This is a genomic window from Desmonostoc vinosum (assembly GCF_059505385.1).
In genome coordinates this window covers 64,493-81,737 of sequence record NZ_JCACKM010000305.1, presented here as the reverse complement: position 1 = coordinate 81,737, position 17,245 = coordinate 64,493, and the positions used below count along the sequence as shown (strand labels likewise).

The 17,245-nt window shown below is 37.7% G+C and carries 10 protein-coding genes and 1 pseudogene; 6 read left to right on the top strand and 5 right to left on the bottom strand.

Features of this window, described 5'->3' with window-relative positions:
* Positions 1 to 93: 93 nt before the first annotated feature.
* On the bottom strand, positions 94 to 1,341 hold the full coding sequence (locus tag AC5JMF_RS31615) for a RuBisCO small subunit-like domain-containing protein (RefSeq protein WP_495799661.1): 1,248 nt from the start codon (positions 1,339 to 1,341) through the stop codon (positions 94 to 96).
* 428 nt (positions 1,342 to 1,769) lie between these two features.
* Here AC5JMF_RS31615 and AC5JMF_RS31610 point away from each other — a divergent pair, with 428 nt between their 5' ends.
* Together AC5JMF_RS31610 and AC5JMF_RS31605 are read left to right on the top strand one after the other, a co-directional pair.
* The gene (locus tag AC5JMF_RS31610; RefSeq protein WP_495799660.1) at positions 1,770 to 7,094 is read left to right on the top strand and encodes a trifunctional serine/threonine-protein kinase/ATP-binding protein/sensor histidine kinase; all 5,325 of its coding nucleotides are present in this window, start codon (positions 1,770 to 1,772) and stop codon (positions 7,092 to 7,094) included.
* A gap of 28 nt (positions 7,095 to 7,122) precedes the next feature.
* Positions 7,123 to 8,634 carry an ATP-binding protein gene (locus AC5JMF_RS31605; RefSeq protein ID WP_495799659.1) on the top strand — a complete coding sequence of 504 codons (1,512 nt, stop codon included), beginning with the start codon at positions 7,123 to 7,125 and terminating at the stop codon, positions 8,632 to 8,634.
* On the opposite strand, the gene AC5JMF_RS31600 is transcribed toward AC5JMF_RS31605, so the two are convergent.
* Both AC5JMF_RS31600 and AC5JMF_RS31595 read right to left on the bottom strand, forming a co-directional pair.
* On the bottom strand, positions 8,631 to 9,317 hold the full coding sequence (locus AC5JMF_RS31600; protein WP_495799658.1) for a Uma2 family endonuclease: 687 nt from the start codon (positions 9,315 to 9,317) through the stop codon (positions 8,631 to 8,633). The two genes, AC5JMF_RS31605 and AC5JMF_RS31600, sit on opposite strands and share 4 nt — an antisense overlap.
* A gap of 34 nt (positions 9,318 to 9,351) precedes the next feature.
* The gene (locus tag AC5JMF_RS31595) at positions 9,352 to 10,056 is read right to left on the bottom strand and encodes a Uma2 family endonuclease (RefSeq protein ID WP_495799657.1); all 705 of its coding nucleotides are present in this window, start codon (positions 10,054 to 10,056) and stop codon (positions 9,352 to 9,354) included.
* A gap of 123 nt (positions 10,057 to 10,179) precedes the next feature.
* On the opposite strand from AC5JMF_RS31595, the gene AC5JMF_RS31590 reads away from it, so the two are divergent.
* Both AC5JMF_RS31590 and AC5JMF_RS31585 read left to right on the top strand, forming a co-directional pair.
* Positions 10,180 to 11,184, top strand: coding sequence for an AraC family transcriptional regulator (locus AC5JMF_RS31590; protein WP_495799656.1), 1,005 nt, complete (start codon positions 10,180 to 10,182; stop codon positions 11,182 to 11,184).
* A gap of 229 nt (positions 11,185 to 11,413) precedes the next feature.
* Complete coding sequence (locus tag AC5JMF_RS31585) at positions 11,414 to 13,984, top strand: TonB-dependent siderophore receptor (protein ID WP_495799655.1); 2,571 nt, start codon at positions 11,414 to 11,416, stop codon at positions 13,982 to 13,984.
* A gap of 261 nt (positions 13,985 to 14,245) precedes the next feature.
* On the opposite strand, the gene AC5JMF_RS31580 is transcribed toward AC5JMF_RS31585, so the two are convergent.
* The gene (locus tag AC5JMF_RS31580) at positions 14,246 to 14,446 is read right to left on the bottom strand and encodes a hypothetical protein (RefSeq protein WP_495799654.1); all 201 of its coding nucleotides are present in this window, start codon (positions 14,444 to 14,446) and stop codon (positions 14,246 to 14,248) included.
* Positions 14,447 to 14,573: 127 nt separating this feature from the next.
* Positions 14,574 to 15,074: pseudogene (locus AC5JMF_RS31575) on the bottom strand (RNA-guided endonuclease InsQ/TnpB family protein); the annotation flags it as partial.
* Positions 15,075 to 15,161: 87 nt separating this feature from the next.
* Here AC5JMF_RS31575 and AC5JMF_RS31570 point away from each other — a divergent pair.
* Together AC5JMF_RS31570 and AC5JMF_RS31565 are read left to right on the top strand one after the other, a co-directional pair.
* The gene (locus tag AC5JMF_RS31570; protein ID WP_495799653.1) at positions 15,162 to 15,629 is read left to right on the top strand and encodes a GNAT family N-acetyltransferase; all 468 of its coding nucleotides are present in this window, start codon (positions 15,162 to 15,164) and stop codon (positions 15,627 to 15,629) included.
* 477 nt (positions 15,630 to 16,106) lie between these two features.
* Positions 16,107 to 16,688 carry a CAP family protein gene (locus AC5JMF_RS31565; RefSeq protein ID WP_495799652.1) on the top strand — a complete coding sequence of 194 codons (582 nt, stop codon included), beginning with the start codon at positions 16,107 to 16,109 and terminating at the stop codon, positions 16,686 to 16,688.
* The last annotated feature ends 557 nt before the right edge of the window (positions 16,689 to 17,245 follow it).

The window sequence follows — 17,245 nt, the reverse complement described above, 5'->3', positions numbered from 1 at the left end:
CCACAAGAGTTTTATTTAATTTGATTATGTAATTTAGATGTTTTTTAGCTTAGTATTAACAGTCAATAATTATGCAACTAAGGGTATAGGGGATTAGTTTTTACCATTCGGTCGTTGAATGATTGTCTCTATCACGCGTCGCTTGGCTTTTTGATCAATTCCTACTAGGCGCACATATTCACCACTGTATTTCGTGAGACAAGATTCCAATATTGAGATTGCATCCGACTCCGCATCTATATGAATAGTGCCACAACTTTGCCAAGAACCTGTACGGAAGCGACGTTCATCTACATGTTCAAAATTAATTTGATGACCTTGGGATAAAATTTGCCGAATCTGTTCTTGTGTCTCTAAACTCAAATGAGTATTTGCAGTTTGTTTTTGCTGGAAGCCATTAGTTAATGTTTGGTTAATTGGCGTGACCACAGTCGATGGTGCTGGTTGAGAATTTCTCCCTCGATTCAGGCGATTATATTCATCTACTAGCTGTGAACTTTCCACTCGTTTTTGTTCAGCCACCATTAAGTGACCAGACTCGATTAAGTGAGACAGGCTGAAGTTTGGTTTTTTAAATTTTGGCAGCCCTTCGGTGCTGTTAACCACACGCAGAGATACACGTTCAAAGCCCACTTTATAGATAAACTCCCGGATTTGCTCATCATAAATGCGCGATCGCAATGCGCTAAAAAAGTCAATCGATTGATTGGCAAAAGTATCGACTAACTGTGCAATTTCTCGTTCTGAAAGTCCATCTGGGGCAAAAATTCCAGCGACAATCCCCACCTTGTCATCACGGTTAGGTTCCCAGTAGAATTTTTCCATCCGACCATCCCGAATTAACGGTGCATAGAGGGTAGAAAAATCGTTGCCGGTGACAATTATTGGTACACGACGTAAAGGTGTGGCGTCATAGCTTCCCGGTAACTGCACATCTGTGGGATTATCTGCAATATTCATCAGTGTGGCATTCACCAACTGCGTATTCACAGTATATTGAGTGCCTTCATCAAAACGCCCTGCACCGGCATCTAAATCATTGATCATCAAAACGCACATTTTACCGCGCACTTTGATTAATTCTGCTGTTTCACGATAACGCAGACGAATCAAACGTGCTGGATCTCCGGCATCGGGGCTTTCTAACTCTCCGCCGGAGATCATCGTCGCTTCGATACCCATCTTCTCGAAAACTAACTCACATTGGAAAGATTTACCCTCACCTTTACGCCCATGAATCCCTAAAATCAAGGGTACTCGCACGCCAGGAAGATTTAAGAAGTTTTTGGTAATGTGAACAGCAAGTTTGTCTAAAAAGCGAGGAGCAATGTAGTAAGCCATGAGCTTGCCTTGTAAATAGTTAGCACTTCTACTAATGTTAGGTTTTTCTGGGGACAGCGATCGCTTTTTCTCTAAATCACCTTTTTACTAGGTTGCTTTTCTTAGCTTTATTTCACCAGTTAGCACCAACCTCAACCCACAGCGTCTACAACTTCACCCTCCAGAAACTGAGTGTGGGTAGGTAAGAAACCATAATTTAGTTTTGTTTAAAGGTGAATTTTTTCTTCAACTTTTGGGCATTTTAGTAAAAAGATAAAAATCTTGTTCTTGTGAGGTTTAATTTACTACTCAGTAAACAAGTAAGACCCAATGTAGTTACAAATTTCTAATTCCTATTTGTTATTTAATCTATTGTTAAGAGGTTAACAATAGATTAAATATTATTGAATTTTACACCCATATAGTAGATAGGCAAATATCAGGTAATTATGTTAACTTTAGCTGGCTATACAATTCTTGATCAAATTTACGAAAGTACTAATTCTTCAGTTTATCGAGGACAGAGAAACCAAGATCATCAACCTGTAATTCTTAAATTTTTGAAACAAGACTATCCCACTCCATCAGCACTAGTGAGATACAAGCAAGAATATGAAATTACGAAAAATTTAGATCTGGATGGTGTTATTAAGGTTTATAGCTTAGAAAAATATCAAAATAGTCTCGTAATAATCTTAGAGGATTTTGGTGGCGAGTCCTTAAAAATTATCATGAATCGTCGAAAATTGACATTGATAGAATTTTTATCTATAGCCATTTCAATTACTAAAGTTTTAGGTGAAATACACCAGAAAAATATTATCCATAAAGATATTAACCCCGGCAACATTGTTATTAATTCCGCTACATCTCAAGTGAAAATCATAGATTTTGGCATTTCGACTATACTAACTCATGAAAATCCGACAATTAAAAACCCTAATGTTCTAGAAGGAACTCTCGCTTACATTTCACCAGAGCAAACAGGCAGAATGAACCGATCAATGGATTATCGCACTGATTTTTATTCGCTTGGTGTAACTTTCTATGAACTACTAACACAACAATTACCTTGTAACTATGCTGATGCGATGGAATTAGTTCATTGTCACATTGCTAAACAACCAGTTACACCTCACGAAATTAATCCCCAAATACCCAAGTCTATTTCCAAAATTATCATGAAACTGTTAGATAAAAAAGTAGAAAAAAGATATCAAACTACTTGGGGAATTATTACTGATTTAGAAACATGTTTAACACAATTACAAACTCAAGGTAATATTTCAGATTTTATACTTGCACAACAAGACCTTTCTAATAAATTTCAAATTCCGCAAAAACTCTATGGTCGAGAACAAGAAGTTTCTGCTCTACTAGCAGCTTTTGAACGAGTTAGTGCTGGAACGATAGAAATGATTTTAGTTTCCGGCTATTCTGGGATTGGTAAATCAGCATTAGTACAAGAAATTTATAAACCAATTACTAAAGCTAGAGGTTATTTCATCTGTGGTAAATTTGACCAATTTCAGCGTAATATTCCTTATTCAGCCGTAGTCAAAGCTTTTCAATCATTAGTTCGACAACTATTAACTGAGAATCAAGAAAAACTAAATCAATGGCAAGAAAAACTTTCAGAGTTTCTTGGTGCTAATGGTCAGCTAATTATTGATGTTATCCCTGAAATCGAACTCATAATTGGTAAACAATCTCCAGTACAAAAACTAGGAGCTTCTGAAGCTCAAAATCGCTTTAATTTAGTTTTTCAAAACTTTATTCGAGTATTTTGTTCGCCAGAGCATCCTTTGGTGATTTTTTTAGATGATTTACAGTGGGCTGATTTAGCTACGCTGAAGTTGCTAGAAGTAATGATGACTGATCAAGAAACGGGTTATCTATTTTTAATTGGAGCATATCGAGATAACGAAGTTGACTGTAGACATGCATTGGTGATGGCCCTTAATTCACTACGTTCTCAAGCAGCCATTATTAACGATATTACTTTGGCTCCTTTAGCAATTGAACACGTTAATGAACTAATTACTGAAACATTGCACAGTGATGCTATCAACATTCAGTCATTAGCCAAATTAATCATACATAAAACTTCTGGAAATCCTTTTTTTGTTAATCAATTTCTCAAAACTTTGTATCAAGAAAATCTGTTAATTTTTCAACCTCCATCAGCAATTAGTCAAGCCTTATGGCATTGGGATATAGCAAATATTGAGTCAATGGATATTACTGATAATGTTGTAGAGTTGATGATTAGAAAATTAAGAAAACTTCCTGATCTCACACAACAAGTTTTACAGTTAGCTGCTTGTGTAGGTAATACATTTGATTTACATACACTTTGTATTATTAGCGAAAAATCAGCAGCAGCAGCTTTTCAAGACATTTTACCAGCTATTGTAGAAGGCTTAATTTTACCTGTTTCCGATTTAGAAACTACACCAGAAGAAGTAATTAATGCTCGTTTAGTTATTTTCAATTTTAGATTTTTACATGACCGTGTACAACAAGCTGCTTATGAACTTATTCTTAAAAAACATAAAAAGCAAGTTCATTTAAAAATTGGTCAACTCTTATTAAAAAATAGTAGTGCTGCGGAACTGGAAGAAAAGATATTTGATATTATTAATCATCTTAATTGTGGTGTTGAGTTAATTAATGATTTAGAACAAAAGGCTCAATTAGCTGAGTTGAACTTAATGGCAGCTAAAAAAGCCAAATGCTCGATGGCTTATGCTACCGCTAGAGAGTATTTGATCATGGCTATGGATAATTTAACTATAGGCACATGGACACAACAGTATAGTTTAGCTTTCAAAATCTATAAGGAACGAGCAGAAGTTGAGTATTTAAACGGAAATTTTGAACAATCTGATGCATTAATTAGATTAATATTATCTCAAGCAAAATCAGCTATTGAAAAAGCAGAAGTTTACAATATACTAATTGTGCAATATACCCTGCTAACTAAATATGAAGAAGCAATTCAAGCCGGACGAGCAGCACTAGCATTATTAGGAATTGACTTATCGCAAAAAGTAGAAGATTTAGAAGCGATGCTTCCCAATGAAATAGCTAAAGCTCAAGCATATTTGGGAGATAAAACAATTGCCTCGTTAATTAATGAAGAAAAAATGAAATCTCCAGAGCAAAAAGTGGCATTAAAAGTATTAGGACATATGGGGCCACTAACGTTCTTTTCTCATCAAGCTTTATGGAAGATTACTGTGATTAAAGCAATTAATCTATCTTTCCAATATGGTTTTGTAGCTGGTGGTTCCTATTGCTATTCTTGCTATGGCATTATGTTGAGTTGCATGTTAGAAGATGCTCAATCTGGATACGAATTTGGACTGCTATCTTTAAAATTAAGTGAACTGACAAATAATTTAGCTCAAAACTGCCAAGATAATGTGATATTTGCCAACTATTTAAATTGTTGGATGAATCATATTAAAACAACTGTTAATATTAACAACGAAGGTTATAAAATTGGGTTGCAATCTGGGAATTTGCAATGGGCAGGATATAACCGGATGTTTCAAACTATCACCCTTTTCTTCCAAGGGCTAAATTTAGAATTTCTTCTAGAGGAAATAGCTAATTTCATTTTATTTTGTGAAAAAACTCAAAACCAATGGGCTGCTGATATTATTTTGGCTAACAAACTAGCTGTATTAAATCTGATAGGAGAAACAGATGAATTAAGAGATTCCCAGTATCTAGAAATATTTCATCAGCATAAGAGTATGGCGGCTATTTGTGAATATCATGTTCTGAAAGCCCAGGTTTTTTATATTGATGAACAGTATGATAAAGCCAAAAAATGGGCCAATTCAGCTGCGGAAATGCTGAATTATTTGATGGGACATATTTCTAGTTGTAATCATTATTTTTATTACTCATTAATTCTCACAGCACTTTATCCCTCTGCTTCTGAATTTGAACAAAAATATTATTGGGAAATATTGACAGATAATCAAACAAAAATAAAAAAATGGGCAGAACAATGTCCAGAAAACTTTTGGCATAAATATTTGTTAGTAGAAGCAGAAATTGCTCGTATCTCTGGTAAAGTTGTCAAAGCAATGGAGTTATATGATCAAGCGATCGCATCAGCTAGTGAGCATGAATTTATTCAAAATAAAGCCTTAGCTAATGAATTAGCAGCTAAATTTTGGTTAGCAAATAGTAAAGAAGAGTTTGCTAAATATTATTTATTAAAAGCTTATCATAACTATAAAATATGGGGAGCTTTCAGTAAAGTAAAAAGCTTAGAAGAGAAATACCCAAAGTTGTTGGTTAAAGAATTAGCGAAGACAATTGCTAAAACTAAGAATATCCAAACAACATCTCATTTTACTACTACGAGCATCGGAGAAACCCTAGATCTAACCACAGCTATGAAAGCAGCACAAGCTATTTCTGGTGAAATAGTTTTAAGCAATTTACTCGCTAGATTGATGAAAATAGTGATTGAAAATGCTGGTGCTGAAAAAGGTTGTTTAATTTTAGAAAACCAAGGTAAATGGCTAATTGAAGCTGAAGGTTCAGTCAATAGTGATGATGTAACTGTGCTGCAATCAATTTCGGTAAGTTCAAAAACAGCTTCTGTGGAAAAACTCAAACTATCAGATGCCATTATTAACTATGTAATTCACACTCACGAAAATGTTGTTTTAAATAATGCTACTCAAGAGGGACAGTTTATCTCTGACCCTTATATTGTGGCTATTCAACCTAAATCTATTCTTTGTACTCCTTTGCTATATCAAGGTAAAATAATCGGAATTCTTTATTTAGAAAACAATCTAACTGAAGGGGCTTTCACTACAGATAGGTTAGAACTATTAAGGTTATTATCTTCGCAAATTGCCATTGCGATCGAAAATGCTCAACTCTACAAAAACTTACAAAAATTCAATCAAAACTTAGAGCAATTAGTGAGCCAACGTACTCAAGAATTATCTGAAACACTACTTAATTTAAAAGCTACGCAAAGTAAGCTAATTGAAGCCGAAAAAATGGCATCACTAGGAGGATTAGTTGCTGGTGTTGCTCATGAAATTAATACCCCAGTAGGTATTGGTGTTACTGTTGCCTCAGCTTTAGTAGAACATACTTCAGATTTATGTTCTAAATATCATAACGGTACTATGAAACGCTCCGACTTAGAAAAGTTTTTTGATTTAACTACACAAAGCGGCAATACGCTTTTAATTAACTTAAATAGAGCAGCAGAATTAATTCAAAGCTTTAAACAAGTTGCTGTAGATCAATCTAGTGAGGTACAACGTGTATTCAAATTTAAAAACTATCTCGATGAGATTCTCATGCAATTACAACCTAAATTAAAAACAAGTAAACATATAATTGAAATTTATGGAGAACAAGATATTACTTTAGATTCTTATCCAGGTGCATTGTCACAAATTGTTACTAATCTACTCATGAATTCTTTGATTCATGCTTACGAGCCAGAAGATTCTGGAAAGCTTGTTTTTAAGTTCCAGCAAATTGATGAACAACTGCAACTAGAATATGCTGATGATGGCAAAGGTATCGCTGCCGAAAATCTAAGTAAAATTTTTGAACCTTTCTTTACTACTAAACGTAGTCAAGGAGGCAGTGGGTTAGGATTAAATCTTGTTTATAACTTAGTTACTCAAAAATTGAAAGGTGAAATTGAATGTCAAAGTGAGTTAGGAAGAGGGACAAAGTTTATGATTAAGTTTCCTGTGCGATTAACTACAATTTAATCACTACCATTTTTTTACAGACAAGATTATGTTACAAAATACTTTGACCTTTGTTGAAAAAGATAAATCATTTCAAAATGTGGCTTCATGTGATATTGATCATTCAATCAATTTAGATGATGAGTTAGTGTTTGCTGCTGAAGTAGATGAAGAATTACCAAATGAGAACTGGAAAATTCTAATTGTAGATGATGAATCTGAAGTCCATACTGCTACTAATATTGCCCTGACAAACTTTGTTTTTGAAAAGAAATCTTTAGCTTTTATCAATGCTTACTCAGCTAATCAAGCTAAAGAGTTAATTCAAGAACATTCTGATATTGCCATAATTATCTTAGATGTAATTATGGAAACAGATAATGCTGGGCTAGAGTTTGTCAAATATGTTCGGGAAGTTATAGGTAATCAATTAGTACGAATTATTTTACGTACTGGGCAACCAGGTCATGTACCAGAAAAGGAAATTATCTTTAACTACGATATTAATGATTATAAAACTAAAACCGAATTGACAATGCAAAAGTTATACACTACGATACTAACTGCTTTAAGAAGTTATTCTTTAAGTCAGAAATTGCAATTAGAAATTGAGCGATGTCAACAAATGGAAATAGCGCTGCGTGAAAGTGAGCAAAGAGAAAGAGAAAAAGCCATTGCTTTAGAAAATTCCTTAAATGCTCTACAAAATGCTCAATTACAGTTAGTGCAAACTGAAAAAATGTCTAGCTTAGGTCAGCTAGTTGCAGGTATAGCGCATGAAATTAATAACCCTGTTAATTTTATTTATGGTAATATATTGCCTATGCAGGAGTATATTCAACAATTAATTGAGTTACTACAAACCTACGAATTACATTATCCAAATCCTGTACCAGAAATTGTGAATCAGATTGAAGATATAGACTTGCCATTTATAATTTCTGATTTATCAAAGCTAATTTCCTCAATGCAATTAGGTAGTCAACGTATTCGTCAAATTGTACTGTCGCTTAGAAATTTTTCTCATTTAGATGAAAATGAAATGAAGCCAGTTGATATCCATGAAGGTATTGATAGTACCTTAATGATATTGCAGCATCGCTTAAAATCTAAATCTGAACGTCCAGATATTGAAGTGATTAAAGAATATGGTGTGTTGCCATTAGTAACCTGTTATGCTGGTCAGCTAAATCAAGTTTTTATGAATCTTTTAGCTAATGCCATTGATGCGATAGAAGAACGTTTTTGCTCTCAAGATTGTGCAAGTGATCGCTTACAAATTCGTATTCGTACCGAGACAACCGAAGGTGGATTGTCTAAAAGCGATCGCCCCACTTCACGTGTTAGAATATCGATTACTGATAATGGCTCTGGGATGACAGAGAATGTTCGCTCTAAAATTTTTGACTCTTTCTTTACTACTAAACCTATGGGCAAAGGCACAGGTATAGGATTATCGATTAGTCAGCAAATTGTGGTAGAAAAGCACTGCGGTCAATTACAGTGTATTTCCTCGCCTCTACAAGGAACAAAATTTACTATAGAAATTCCTGTAAATTAAGGCTTAATCGCTAAGTGTTGCACAAAATTTGTATGTTCTTCGCTATGCAATCCTTGTTGTAACACAGCTAAAACTTCTGCCATTTCTCCTTGAAGTAATGCTTGTACATTCAACCACAAACCGGGAAAGATGCGGCTTTTAATCACTCCATTTGCACTTGGTTGTAATGATACATACTCTCCATTTTGTAGGCTGAACCAAGCGAGTTGATTCTCTAAACTTTGCCAGACAATATACTCTTGAACGCCGTTACGACGGTAGGCTTTTTTCTTATCATATAAGTCAATTGCAGCGCTGCTGGCTGCAACTTCTGCAACCAATTCTGGTGCGCCTGCAATATAATCGTCCTTACTGATACGTGCTTGTCCACCTAAATTTTCATCAATCAACAATACAACATCTGGCTGCGGTTCGTTGTCTAAATCTAAACGTACTGTGGCGTTATCACCCAACTCTACCCCAGGAGTGGAAACTTTATAAGTTCCTAACCAAACTATCAAGTTACCATGAGGTTTGCCATGACTGTTGAAACGTAAAGGTGATGCCACGTAAACAATTCCTTCTATTAATTCTGCTTTCTTCAGATGTGGCATCGCAGTATATCGACGCTCAAATTCACAGCGGGTAAGTCTGTCTCCACTTTCTAAAGGTAGTATAGGTATCTTTTTGGCTGATGCCGTCATCAACAGGTTCCTTTAATTTGGTTATTTGTTCTTTTTACTGAGACTTGCTTGCTAAGTGTTGCACAAAATTGATATGTTCTTCGCTATGCAATCCTTGTTGCAACACAGCTAAAACTTTTGCCATTTCTCCTTGAAGTAGCGCTTGTACATCCAACCACAAACCGGGAAAGATGCGGCTTTTAATCACTCCATCTGCACTTAGTTGTAATGATACATACTCTCCATTTTGTAGGCTGAACCAAGCGAGTTGATTCTCTAAACTTTGCCAGACAATATACTCTTGAACGCCGTTACGACGGTAGGCTTTTTTCTTATCATATAAGTCAATTGCAGCGCTGCTGGCTGCAACTTCTGCAACCAATTCTGGTGCGCCTGCAATATAATCGTCCTTACTGATACGTGCTTGTCCACCTAAATTTTCATCAATCAACAATACAACATCTGGCTGCGGTTCGTTGTCTAAATCTAAACGTACTGTGGCGTTATCACCCAACTCTACCCCAGGAGTGGAAACTTTATAAGTTCCTAACCAAACTATCAAGTTACCATGAGGTTTGCCATGACTGTTGAAACGTAAAGGTGATGCCACGTAAACAATTCCTTCTATTAATTCTGCTTTCTTCAAATGTGGCATCGCAGTATATCGACGCTCAAATTCACAGCGAGTAAGTCTGTCTCCACTTTCTAACTGTGGAATTGGTGCAACTTTGTCGAAGTTTTGTTCTATCGATGCTGTCATTGACAGATTTCTCAAAGGAGTGTCACTGCATCTAGTATAGGCATTTATTGGTGATTACACGATCGCCACTATTATCTGTATGCTTAATACATATAATTCTCATTTAGAACTAGCATACAGCTAATGACAATCACTATTTCACAGCAGGCTTACTGGGAACTATTTGATGAAAATGTCAATAATGTAGATAAAATTGACCCTAGTGATGATTTAGACATAGTTTATAAATATCCTCAGCAGTTAGGTCAAGGTTATTTACGCTCAATTGAACTGCGGCAAGGATTAGAGTTGCAAATCAGCAACTTCCGTCTGCACGATTATTTGATCACCCAAGCTCCTGAACGTGAGCATTGCTTGGAGTATATCTTTTATCTGTCTGGAAATCACATAGATAAATTTTGGGCTATTAATACCGGAGAATACGGCCTCTATGGTAGCGGCATAGCACCAAAAGAAGATTGTCAATCTTTGACAACACAGCAGCTAGTTGAAATTAATGTTCATATGGAACCAGAGATTTTGCGCTCATTTATTGGCGATAAATCTGGGCAATTGCCGCCAGAATTACAGCATTTAATCAAAGGTGGTCAAAATAGCGATCGCATCTACTACAGTAACTCTGGAATCACAACACTAGCAATGCAAACAGCCTTGCAACAAATTTTACACTGTCCCTACCATGGCGTCACCAAGCGTATGTACTTGGAAGGGAAAGTTTTAGAACTAATGGCGTTACTCGTGGAACAAGAACTAGCAAAGCAAAAAGGTAAAAGTCCGACTTATCCATTTAAAGCAGATGAGTTAGAACACCTCTACCACGCTAGAGAGATTTTATTGCGAAATCTTGACAATCCTCCCTCTTTGGTAGAACTGTCACGACAAGTAGGTTTGAATGAGTGTACTCTCAAGCGGGGTTTTCGTCTTGTTTTTGGGACAACAGCTTTTCATTATTTACATAACTATCGCCTCGAAAAAGCACAGCAACTATTGGCACAAGGAGATATGAACGTCATAGAAGTAGCGCGGAAAGTGGGTTTTGCTAGTCGCAGTTACTTCGCAGAGGCTTTTAGAAAAAAGTTCGGCATCAACCCTAAAGATTTTCTTACCCAACAGAAAAATTCCCTCTAGCGTTCAAAAAATTCCCTCTAACGACCATAGTTAACTCCCACGCACCAAAACACTCATGTAAGCTTTTTGATAATGATTCTTTGGTATTGATAGTTTGTCTTACCTCAAAATTTAAAAATCTCCTTCACTAAAAGGCGGGATTCGAGGAAATTTAAACTATTGATTCTGATACAAGCTTGATTTTTCTTTGAGAAATTTTCTTAATTTCTTAACTTTAGTGTGTGGAGTTATGACTAATCAACTGCAAAGACTGTTTTTGATGACCAGTTTGGCGCTAGTGTTAATTGTGCCGCCAGCATGGTCGCAACAAATAAAAATTGAAGGAGAAACAAAAAATAGGAGAACCAAAGAATTACTTTCTCCATCGCATCCAAAAGTGACGACACTTTCCCAAAATCTTTCTCCAACCCCCACTCAAATAACAGGTATCCGCCTAGATACAACTGACAAAGGACTCGAAGTTATTCTAGAAACAACCCAAGGGGACAAGCTGCAAACTGTAGACAAGAGTCAGGGAAATAATTTCATCATTGATATTCCCAATGCTCAACTGCGCTTAGTCGGTGGTAGTACATTTGAGCAAGAGAATCCTATTGCAAATATTACATCTGTGACTGTCACTAACCTGGATGCAAATACTATCCGCGTCACAGTGATAGGTGCGACAAGTCTACCAACAGTCGAATTATTTGATAGTAACGAAGGTTTAATTTTTGGCGTCATAGGTGTTGCATCTGTCACATCACAAAAACCAGAACAAACACCCCCAGAACAACCCGTAGCACAGCCAGAGGAACCTATTGAATTAGTGGTAACGGGTGAGCAAGATGGGTATCGGATACCAGATGCATCAACTGCTACAAAAACGGATACACCTATCCGCGATATCCCGCAATCGATTCAGGTAATACCGAAGGAGATTTTGCAAAACCAAGGTGTAATTCGCGTTAACGATGCGCTGCAAAACGTCAGTGGTGCTAACAATGCTGGTTATTATCAAGGATTTAGTGAGTATCTTTCTTTACGAGGTTTTAGTGCTGATACTTATCGTGATGGTATTCGTTTGTATCAAAATTATGGTGGATTTCTCGAAACCGCTGACATCGAACGTATTGAAGTTCTTAAGGGGCCTGCATCAGTGCTGTTTGGAGACGCAGAACCAGGGGGACTAGTTAATTTAGTATCCAAGCAACCCTTGAACCAACCGTTTTATGCTTTCGAGGGAACCGTTGGTAGTTTCAGCACTTATCGCGGTGCAATTGATTTATCTGGGCCAATTAATCAGGAACAAACAGTACTCTATCGCTTTAATACTTTTTATGAAAATGCAGGGAGTTTCCGCGATTTTGTCAATAGCGATCGCTTATTTTTTGCTCCTAAGTTAAAGTTGGTTCTCAGCCCTAACACAACATTAACACTCGATGGTATACGGTTAGATGAAACCCGAACAGCGGATGATGGTAATGTCGCAATTGGTAATCGTCCGGCGAATTTACCTCGCGATCGCTTTTTGGGTGAACCCTTCCAAAATGTGGAAATTAATGTTACCAATTTTAGCTATCTACTCAACCATAAATTTAGCGAACAATGGTCATTAAGAAACTCATTCCGCGCTCAATTTGTCAATTTACAACGTTACTATCCTCTACGCGATTCCTTGGATGAAGATACAGGTGATTTAAGCCGACTCAGGTATTTTTCTGAACGCCAAGATGATGCCTATGCAACTCAAACAGATGTAGTTGGTAAATTTTCTACAGGTTCTATCAAACATCAACTATTGTTAGGATTTGATTATACTAAAATCACGGAAAATGGAACTTTTGGTGATTTTACACCTTACCCATCGATTAATATTTTTAATCCCGTTTATAGCCGATTAGAGTATCCCAAACAAGACATCATAGACTTTTTCCGCGATGATAGTCTCGATAAATATGGCTTTTATATCCAAGACCAAATCGATCTATTACCGAGTCTTAAAGTACTTGTAGGCGGTCGATTTGATATTTTTGATCAAATTCGCAGCGAGCAAAATTTGGGTGCAGAAAAGCAAGAGTTTGAGCAATCAGATAGCAACTTCAGTCCGCGATTAGGAGTTGTCTATCAACCTACACAAAATATCTCTTTATATGCATCTTACACAACTTCATTTCAACCCAGCTTTGGCACAAGTCGTAATGGTGATGGTTCACCTTTCAAGCCAGAAACAGGTAGGCAATTTGAAGTAGGTATCAAAGCCGATATTAATCCTAACTTGAGTGCAACCTTAGCGTTATATGACCTCCGCAAACAAAATGTTGCAGGTGATGATCCTAATTCATCCGACCCCAACGATCAAATTCAAACAGGGGAACAAACAAGTCGCGGGATTGAATTTGACCTCGCTGGCGAAATTTTGCCTGGTTGGAAAGTGATTGCTTCCTACGCTTATATAGATTCTTTCGTTAGTAAAGATACTTCTGGTTTAGAAGGGCGGCGTCGGGATAACGTACCAGAAAACACTGCTAGCTTGTGGACAACCTATGAGTTTCAACAAGGAAGTTTACAAGGATTCGGTTTAGGATTGGGAGTTTATTTTGTAGGCGATCGCTTTGGAGATTTAGCCAACAGTTTCATCTTACCAAGCTACGTCCGCGCAGATGCCGCCCTATTTTATCAGCGTGACAACTGGAAAGCTGCCATAAACTTAAGAAACCTTTTTGATACAGAGTATTTCTTAGGCACAGATGGTGGACGCTTACAAATTCAGCCAGGGGCACCATTGAGTGTTTCTGGCACATTCTCTATTGAATTTTAAGCGAATAGAATTCACGGCTACACAGACAAAGTGGCTAAAATGAGGGGTCTGCCACTGCAATCATCAAAAGTTTATAGGAAATACAATATTTATGATTAATTCCTATGGCTAGGGGTTGATTAAGGCGATCGCTAACACGGAACTGCGATCGCTTCTTAAATCAGTTACTTATTTTGAGCAGCTATATCAAACTGTTAAATAACAATAGAGACGTTGTAGTGCAACGTCTCTATATAGTCAACCCGCAGCAGTTAAAACAAATTAACGAGATTCAGTTCCTTGATTAGGGCTACCTGGTACAGAATCTTCTCCTGGTGCTTCTGGTGTAGCAGTGGGTCTAGCACCACTTTTTTCTGCATCGCCAGTTTTGCGGATACCTTCTTCGATAGGGGTTTGGTAGCCACCAGAAGCAGTGGGTGTAGTATCTTGATTATTAGATTTTTGTTTGTTTTCTTCAGCCATTGTTAGGACTCCTAAAATTGCTTAGCTACTTGTCTTGCCATTATTTTAAAAAGATAGTAAAGACAAATTTATCTATCTAAAATCTAGTTATTGCTAATTATCCCTCTGTCGGAAGTCTTGTTTAGTACTATTCATGCTGAGCGCTATTAGATAAACATCTCGAACCTCCGGGCAAGCTTACAGATTGCCCCAATAAAGAAATCATTTTTGCACCATTCAAATCAGCATCACCATGCCAGCCACAATTACCACATTTGAAACGTTTATCAGACCTCAAGCCAATGTGCAAACATTGGTGGCAAGTCTGACTTGTGTAGGCAGGTGGCACAGCAATTACTTCTACTCCTTCCTTAATTGCTTTGTACTCAAGGAAGGAACGCAACTGATAAAAAGACCAAGAGTTAGAGCGTCTGCGTTCAACTTGATTTCTAGGTTGCTTGTTAGTACGCTCTCTAATTCCAGTCAAGTTTTCAATTGCAACAATAGCATTTGTGCAGCGTGCTTCTTTGATAATTCGGTAGCTGATTTGATGGTTGAGCCATTGCTGGAATCTTCTCTCACGCCCCGACAACCGTTGCAAAATCTGCCTTGCCCTACGGCGAGTAGACCTTGTGCCTTTCGACGCTTCTTGTGTCTGAAGCCTGGGGCTTCCTCGGCGCGAGGTGTTTGGTGAATAATCATAAGAGGATGTTAAAAGCCGCTGGCAGTGTAATTAATGGAACAAAACAATTCACTGTTACCAACTGGATGTGTCCTCCGCAGGGCAACCTCTAAGGATGTATGGTCGATTCGAGGGCTAGTATTCTCAGCTAAACTTGACCCTACCCAATTACGTTGGCAGCAATTCTGGGTAATTGAATGCAAAAAAGATTTAGTAGCTTGTGGACAGCTACGCAACTTCTCAAGCACACAGGAACTCGGTAGTTTAGTTGTTACACCTGCTTGGAGAGGTCGGGGTTTGGGTACTTTATTGGCACAGCATTTGATCAGTACGGCAACGCAACCATTGTATTTGGAATGTCTGGGTGAGCAACTGGCGCAATTTTACAGTCGCCTGGGTTTTGTGCGAATTTCCTTTGCAGACTTACCGCGATCGCTCAAACCTAAGTTTAGATTATCTCAGTTAGCTAAACAATTAATCAAGGTTCCCGTTGTTTTTATGCATTATCTACAGAGGGAGTAGGGAGTAGGGAGTAGGGAGTGGGGAGTGGGGAGTGGGGATTAGGGGTAATGGGAAATTGGGAATTGTCGTTCTCCGCGTCCCCGCGCATCGCTTAAGGCAGGGGAGCAGCACTTCGACTTCTCCTGTCAAAGACGCTACGCGTAGCTTGCTTCCCCATAGGGGTACGCTCAGTGACCGGGAGCTAGTAGGGTGCGTCAGCACGAATAATTTCTCAGTGACCGGGAGCCGGGAACAGGGGAGCAAGCCCTGAGCCTTTGCATATTCAGTAGCATTTATCACTTTGTATTAGAGATGTATAGCAACCGACACCATAAAAAATCCAAGATTTTGAGCGAATCTAGAAACCCTTGTGAGATAAGAGGCGTTTTCAATTCATATCAAGCGTAATAATAAATAAATTATACAATCTTGTGAGGTGGGCAACATGAGCGCCCCTAATCAATAAACCAGCAAAAGCTGATTAAAAGATACAAAACCATGAATAAATTATTTTCAAGATTAACCCTAACAACAGCCACAGCTTTAACCATTGCACTAACAGGAGGAGTAATGAGCAGTAACTCCGTTCTTGGAGACACATCTATTGACTTAGACGCTGTGCGTAGCGCTGCTGTGTCTAAACACAACACCTACCGAGCTACGCATAAAAGCCCTGACATTACCATCGATAAATCCCTGAACACCAGCGCTCAAGCTTGGGCTGAGAAGATTGCCAGTAGTGAAAACTTTGAACACAGTAAAACTCCTAATCTGGGAGAGAACATATACGCTTCTTATACTCCCGCGACTTCGGTAGACCCAACCACCCTTGGCAACGGAGCAGTTGAAGACTGGTATAGCGAAATTAAAGATTACAAGTACGAGAGTCCAGGGTTTTCTTCTGAAACCGGACATTTTACTCAGGTGGTGTGGAAAGGCACTACCAAAGTAGGCTGTGGTGCAGCACAAGGCACTGCAACGGTTGAAGGTACTAAATATAACGCCTTTTATGTCGTTTGTCAGTACTCTCCTTCAGGTAATGTGAAAGGGGAGTTTCCTGCTAACGTGCTGAAACCATAGTACTTACTTAACCCAAGTTGCTGTACAGATCCCCGACTTCTTAAAGAAATTGGGGATCTGTACCAATACGGTTCAGTTAAGGCTATGTAGTGCTTAAAACAACAAACACAGGAGGATTGGTTATTATTCCAGTGCTTCTGTGTTTAACTTTTTTAGAGCGAAATTTTGATACAGGCTTTTTAACAACCCTTAAGTTATTTCTATGAACCCTTTCAGGTAAAACTTGGTCGAGGATTTCCACAGTTAACCAACTCAAAAAAAGGGGAGATCTTGTGGTTGCAAACGCTGAAATTTTGGGAAGGCACACGAATCTAGAACTATGTTTTGGTGGGCACGTTACCCATAAGTCAAACAATGAGCAGATTTTGACCTGGTAAATGAGTATTTATGTAAAACAGACTATAGCTAATGATTTCTCAAAGCTCCAGATTGCAGTAGTAGACTTGCTAGCCAATAGCACAGCTAGCTGACGATACTACAAAATGTCCGAAATTAGAGGGCACAAAGGTGTAGTCAAGTATATTCCTCAAGAGTAAATATGTAGCCAAAACAAAGCA

Bases quoted from the DNA above. Each gene is read 5' to 3' on its own strand.
- AC5JMF_RS31585 (WP_495799655.1), top strand. From the start codon at position 11,414: ATGACTAATCAACTGCAAAGACTGTTTTTGATGACCAGTTTGGCGCTA.
- AC5JMF_RS31570 (WP_495799653.1), top strand. From the start codon at position 15,162: ATGGAACAAAACAATTCACTGTTACCAACTGGATGTGTCCTCCGCAGG.
- AC5JMF_RS31615 (WP_495799661.1), bottom strand. From the start codon at position 1,341: ATGGCTTACTACATTGCTCCTCGCTTTTTAGACAAACTTGCTGTTCAC.
- AC5JMF_RS31610 (WP_495799660.1), top strand. From the start codon at position 1,770: ATGTTAACTTTAGCTGGCTATACAATTCTTGATCAAATTTACGAAAGT.
- AC5JMF_RS31605 (WP_495799659.1), top strand. From the start codon at position 7,123: ATGTTACAAAATACTTTGACCTTTGTTGAAAAAGATAAATCATTTCAA.
- AC5JMF_RS31600 (WP_495799658.1), bottom strand. From the start codon at position 9,317: ATGACGGCATCAGCCAAAAAGATACCTATACTACCTTTAGAAAGTGGA.
- AC5JMF_RS31580 (WP_495799654.1), bottom strand. From the start codon at position 14,446: ATGGCTGAAGAAAACAAACAAAAATCTAATAATCAAGATACTACACCC.
- AC5JMF_RS31590 (WP_495799656.1), top strand. From the start codon at position 10,180: ATGACAATCACTATTTCACAGCAGGCTTACTGGGAACTATTTGATGAA.
- AC5JMF_RS31595 (WP_495799657.1), bottom strand. From the start codon at position 10,056: ATGACAGCATCGATAGAACAAAACTTCGACAAAGTTGCACCAATTCCA.
- AC5JMF_RS31565 (WP_495799652.1), top strand. From the start codon at position 16,107: ATGAATAAATTATTTTCAAGATTAACCCTAACAACAGCCACAGCTTTA.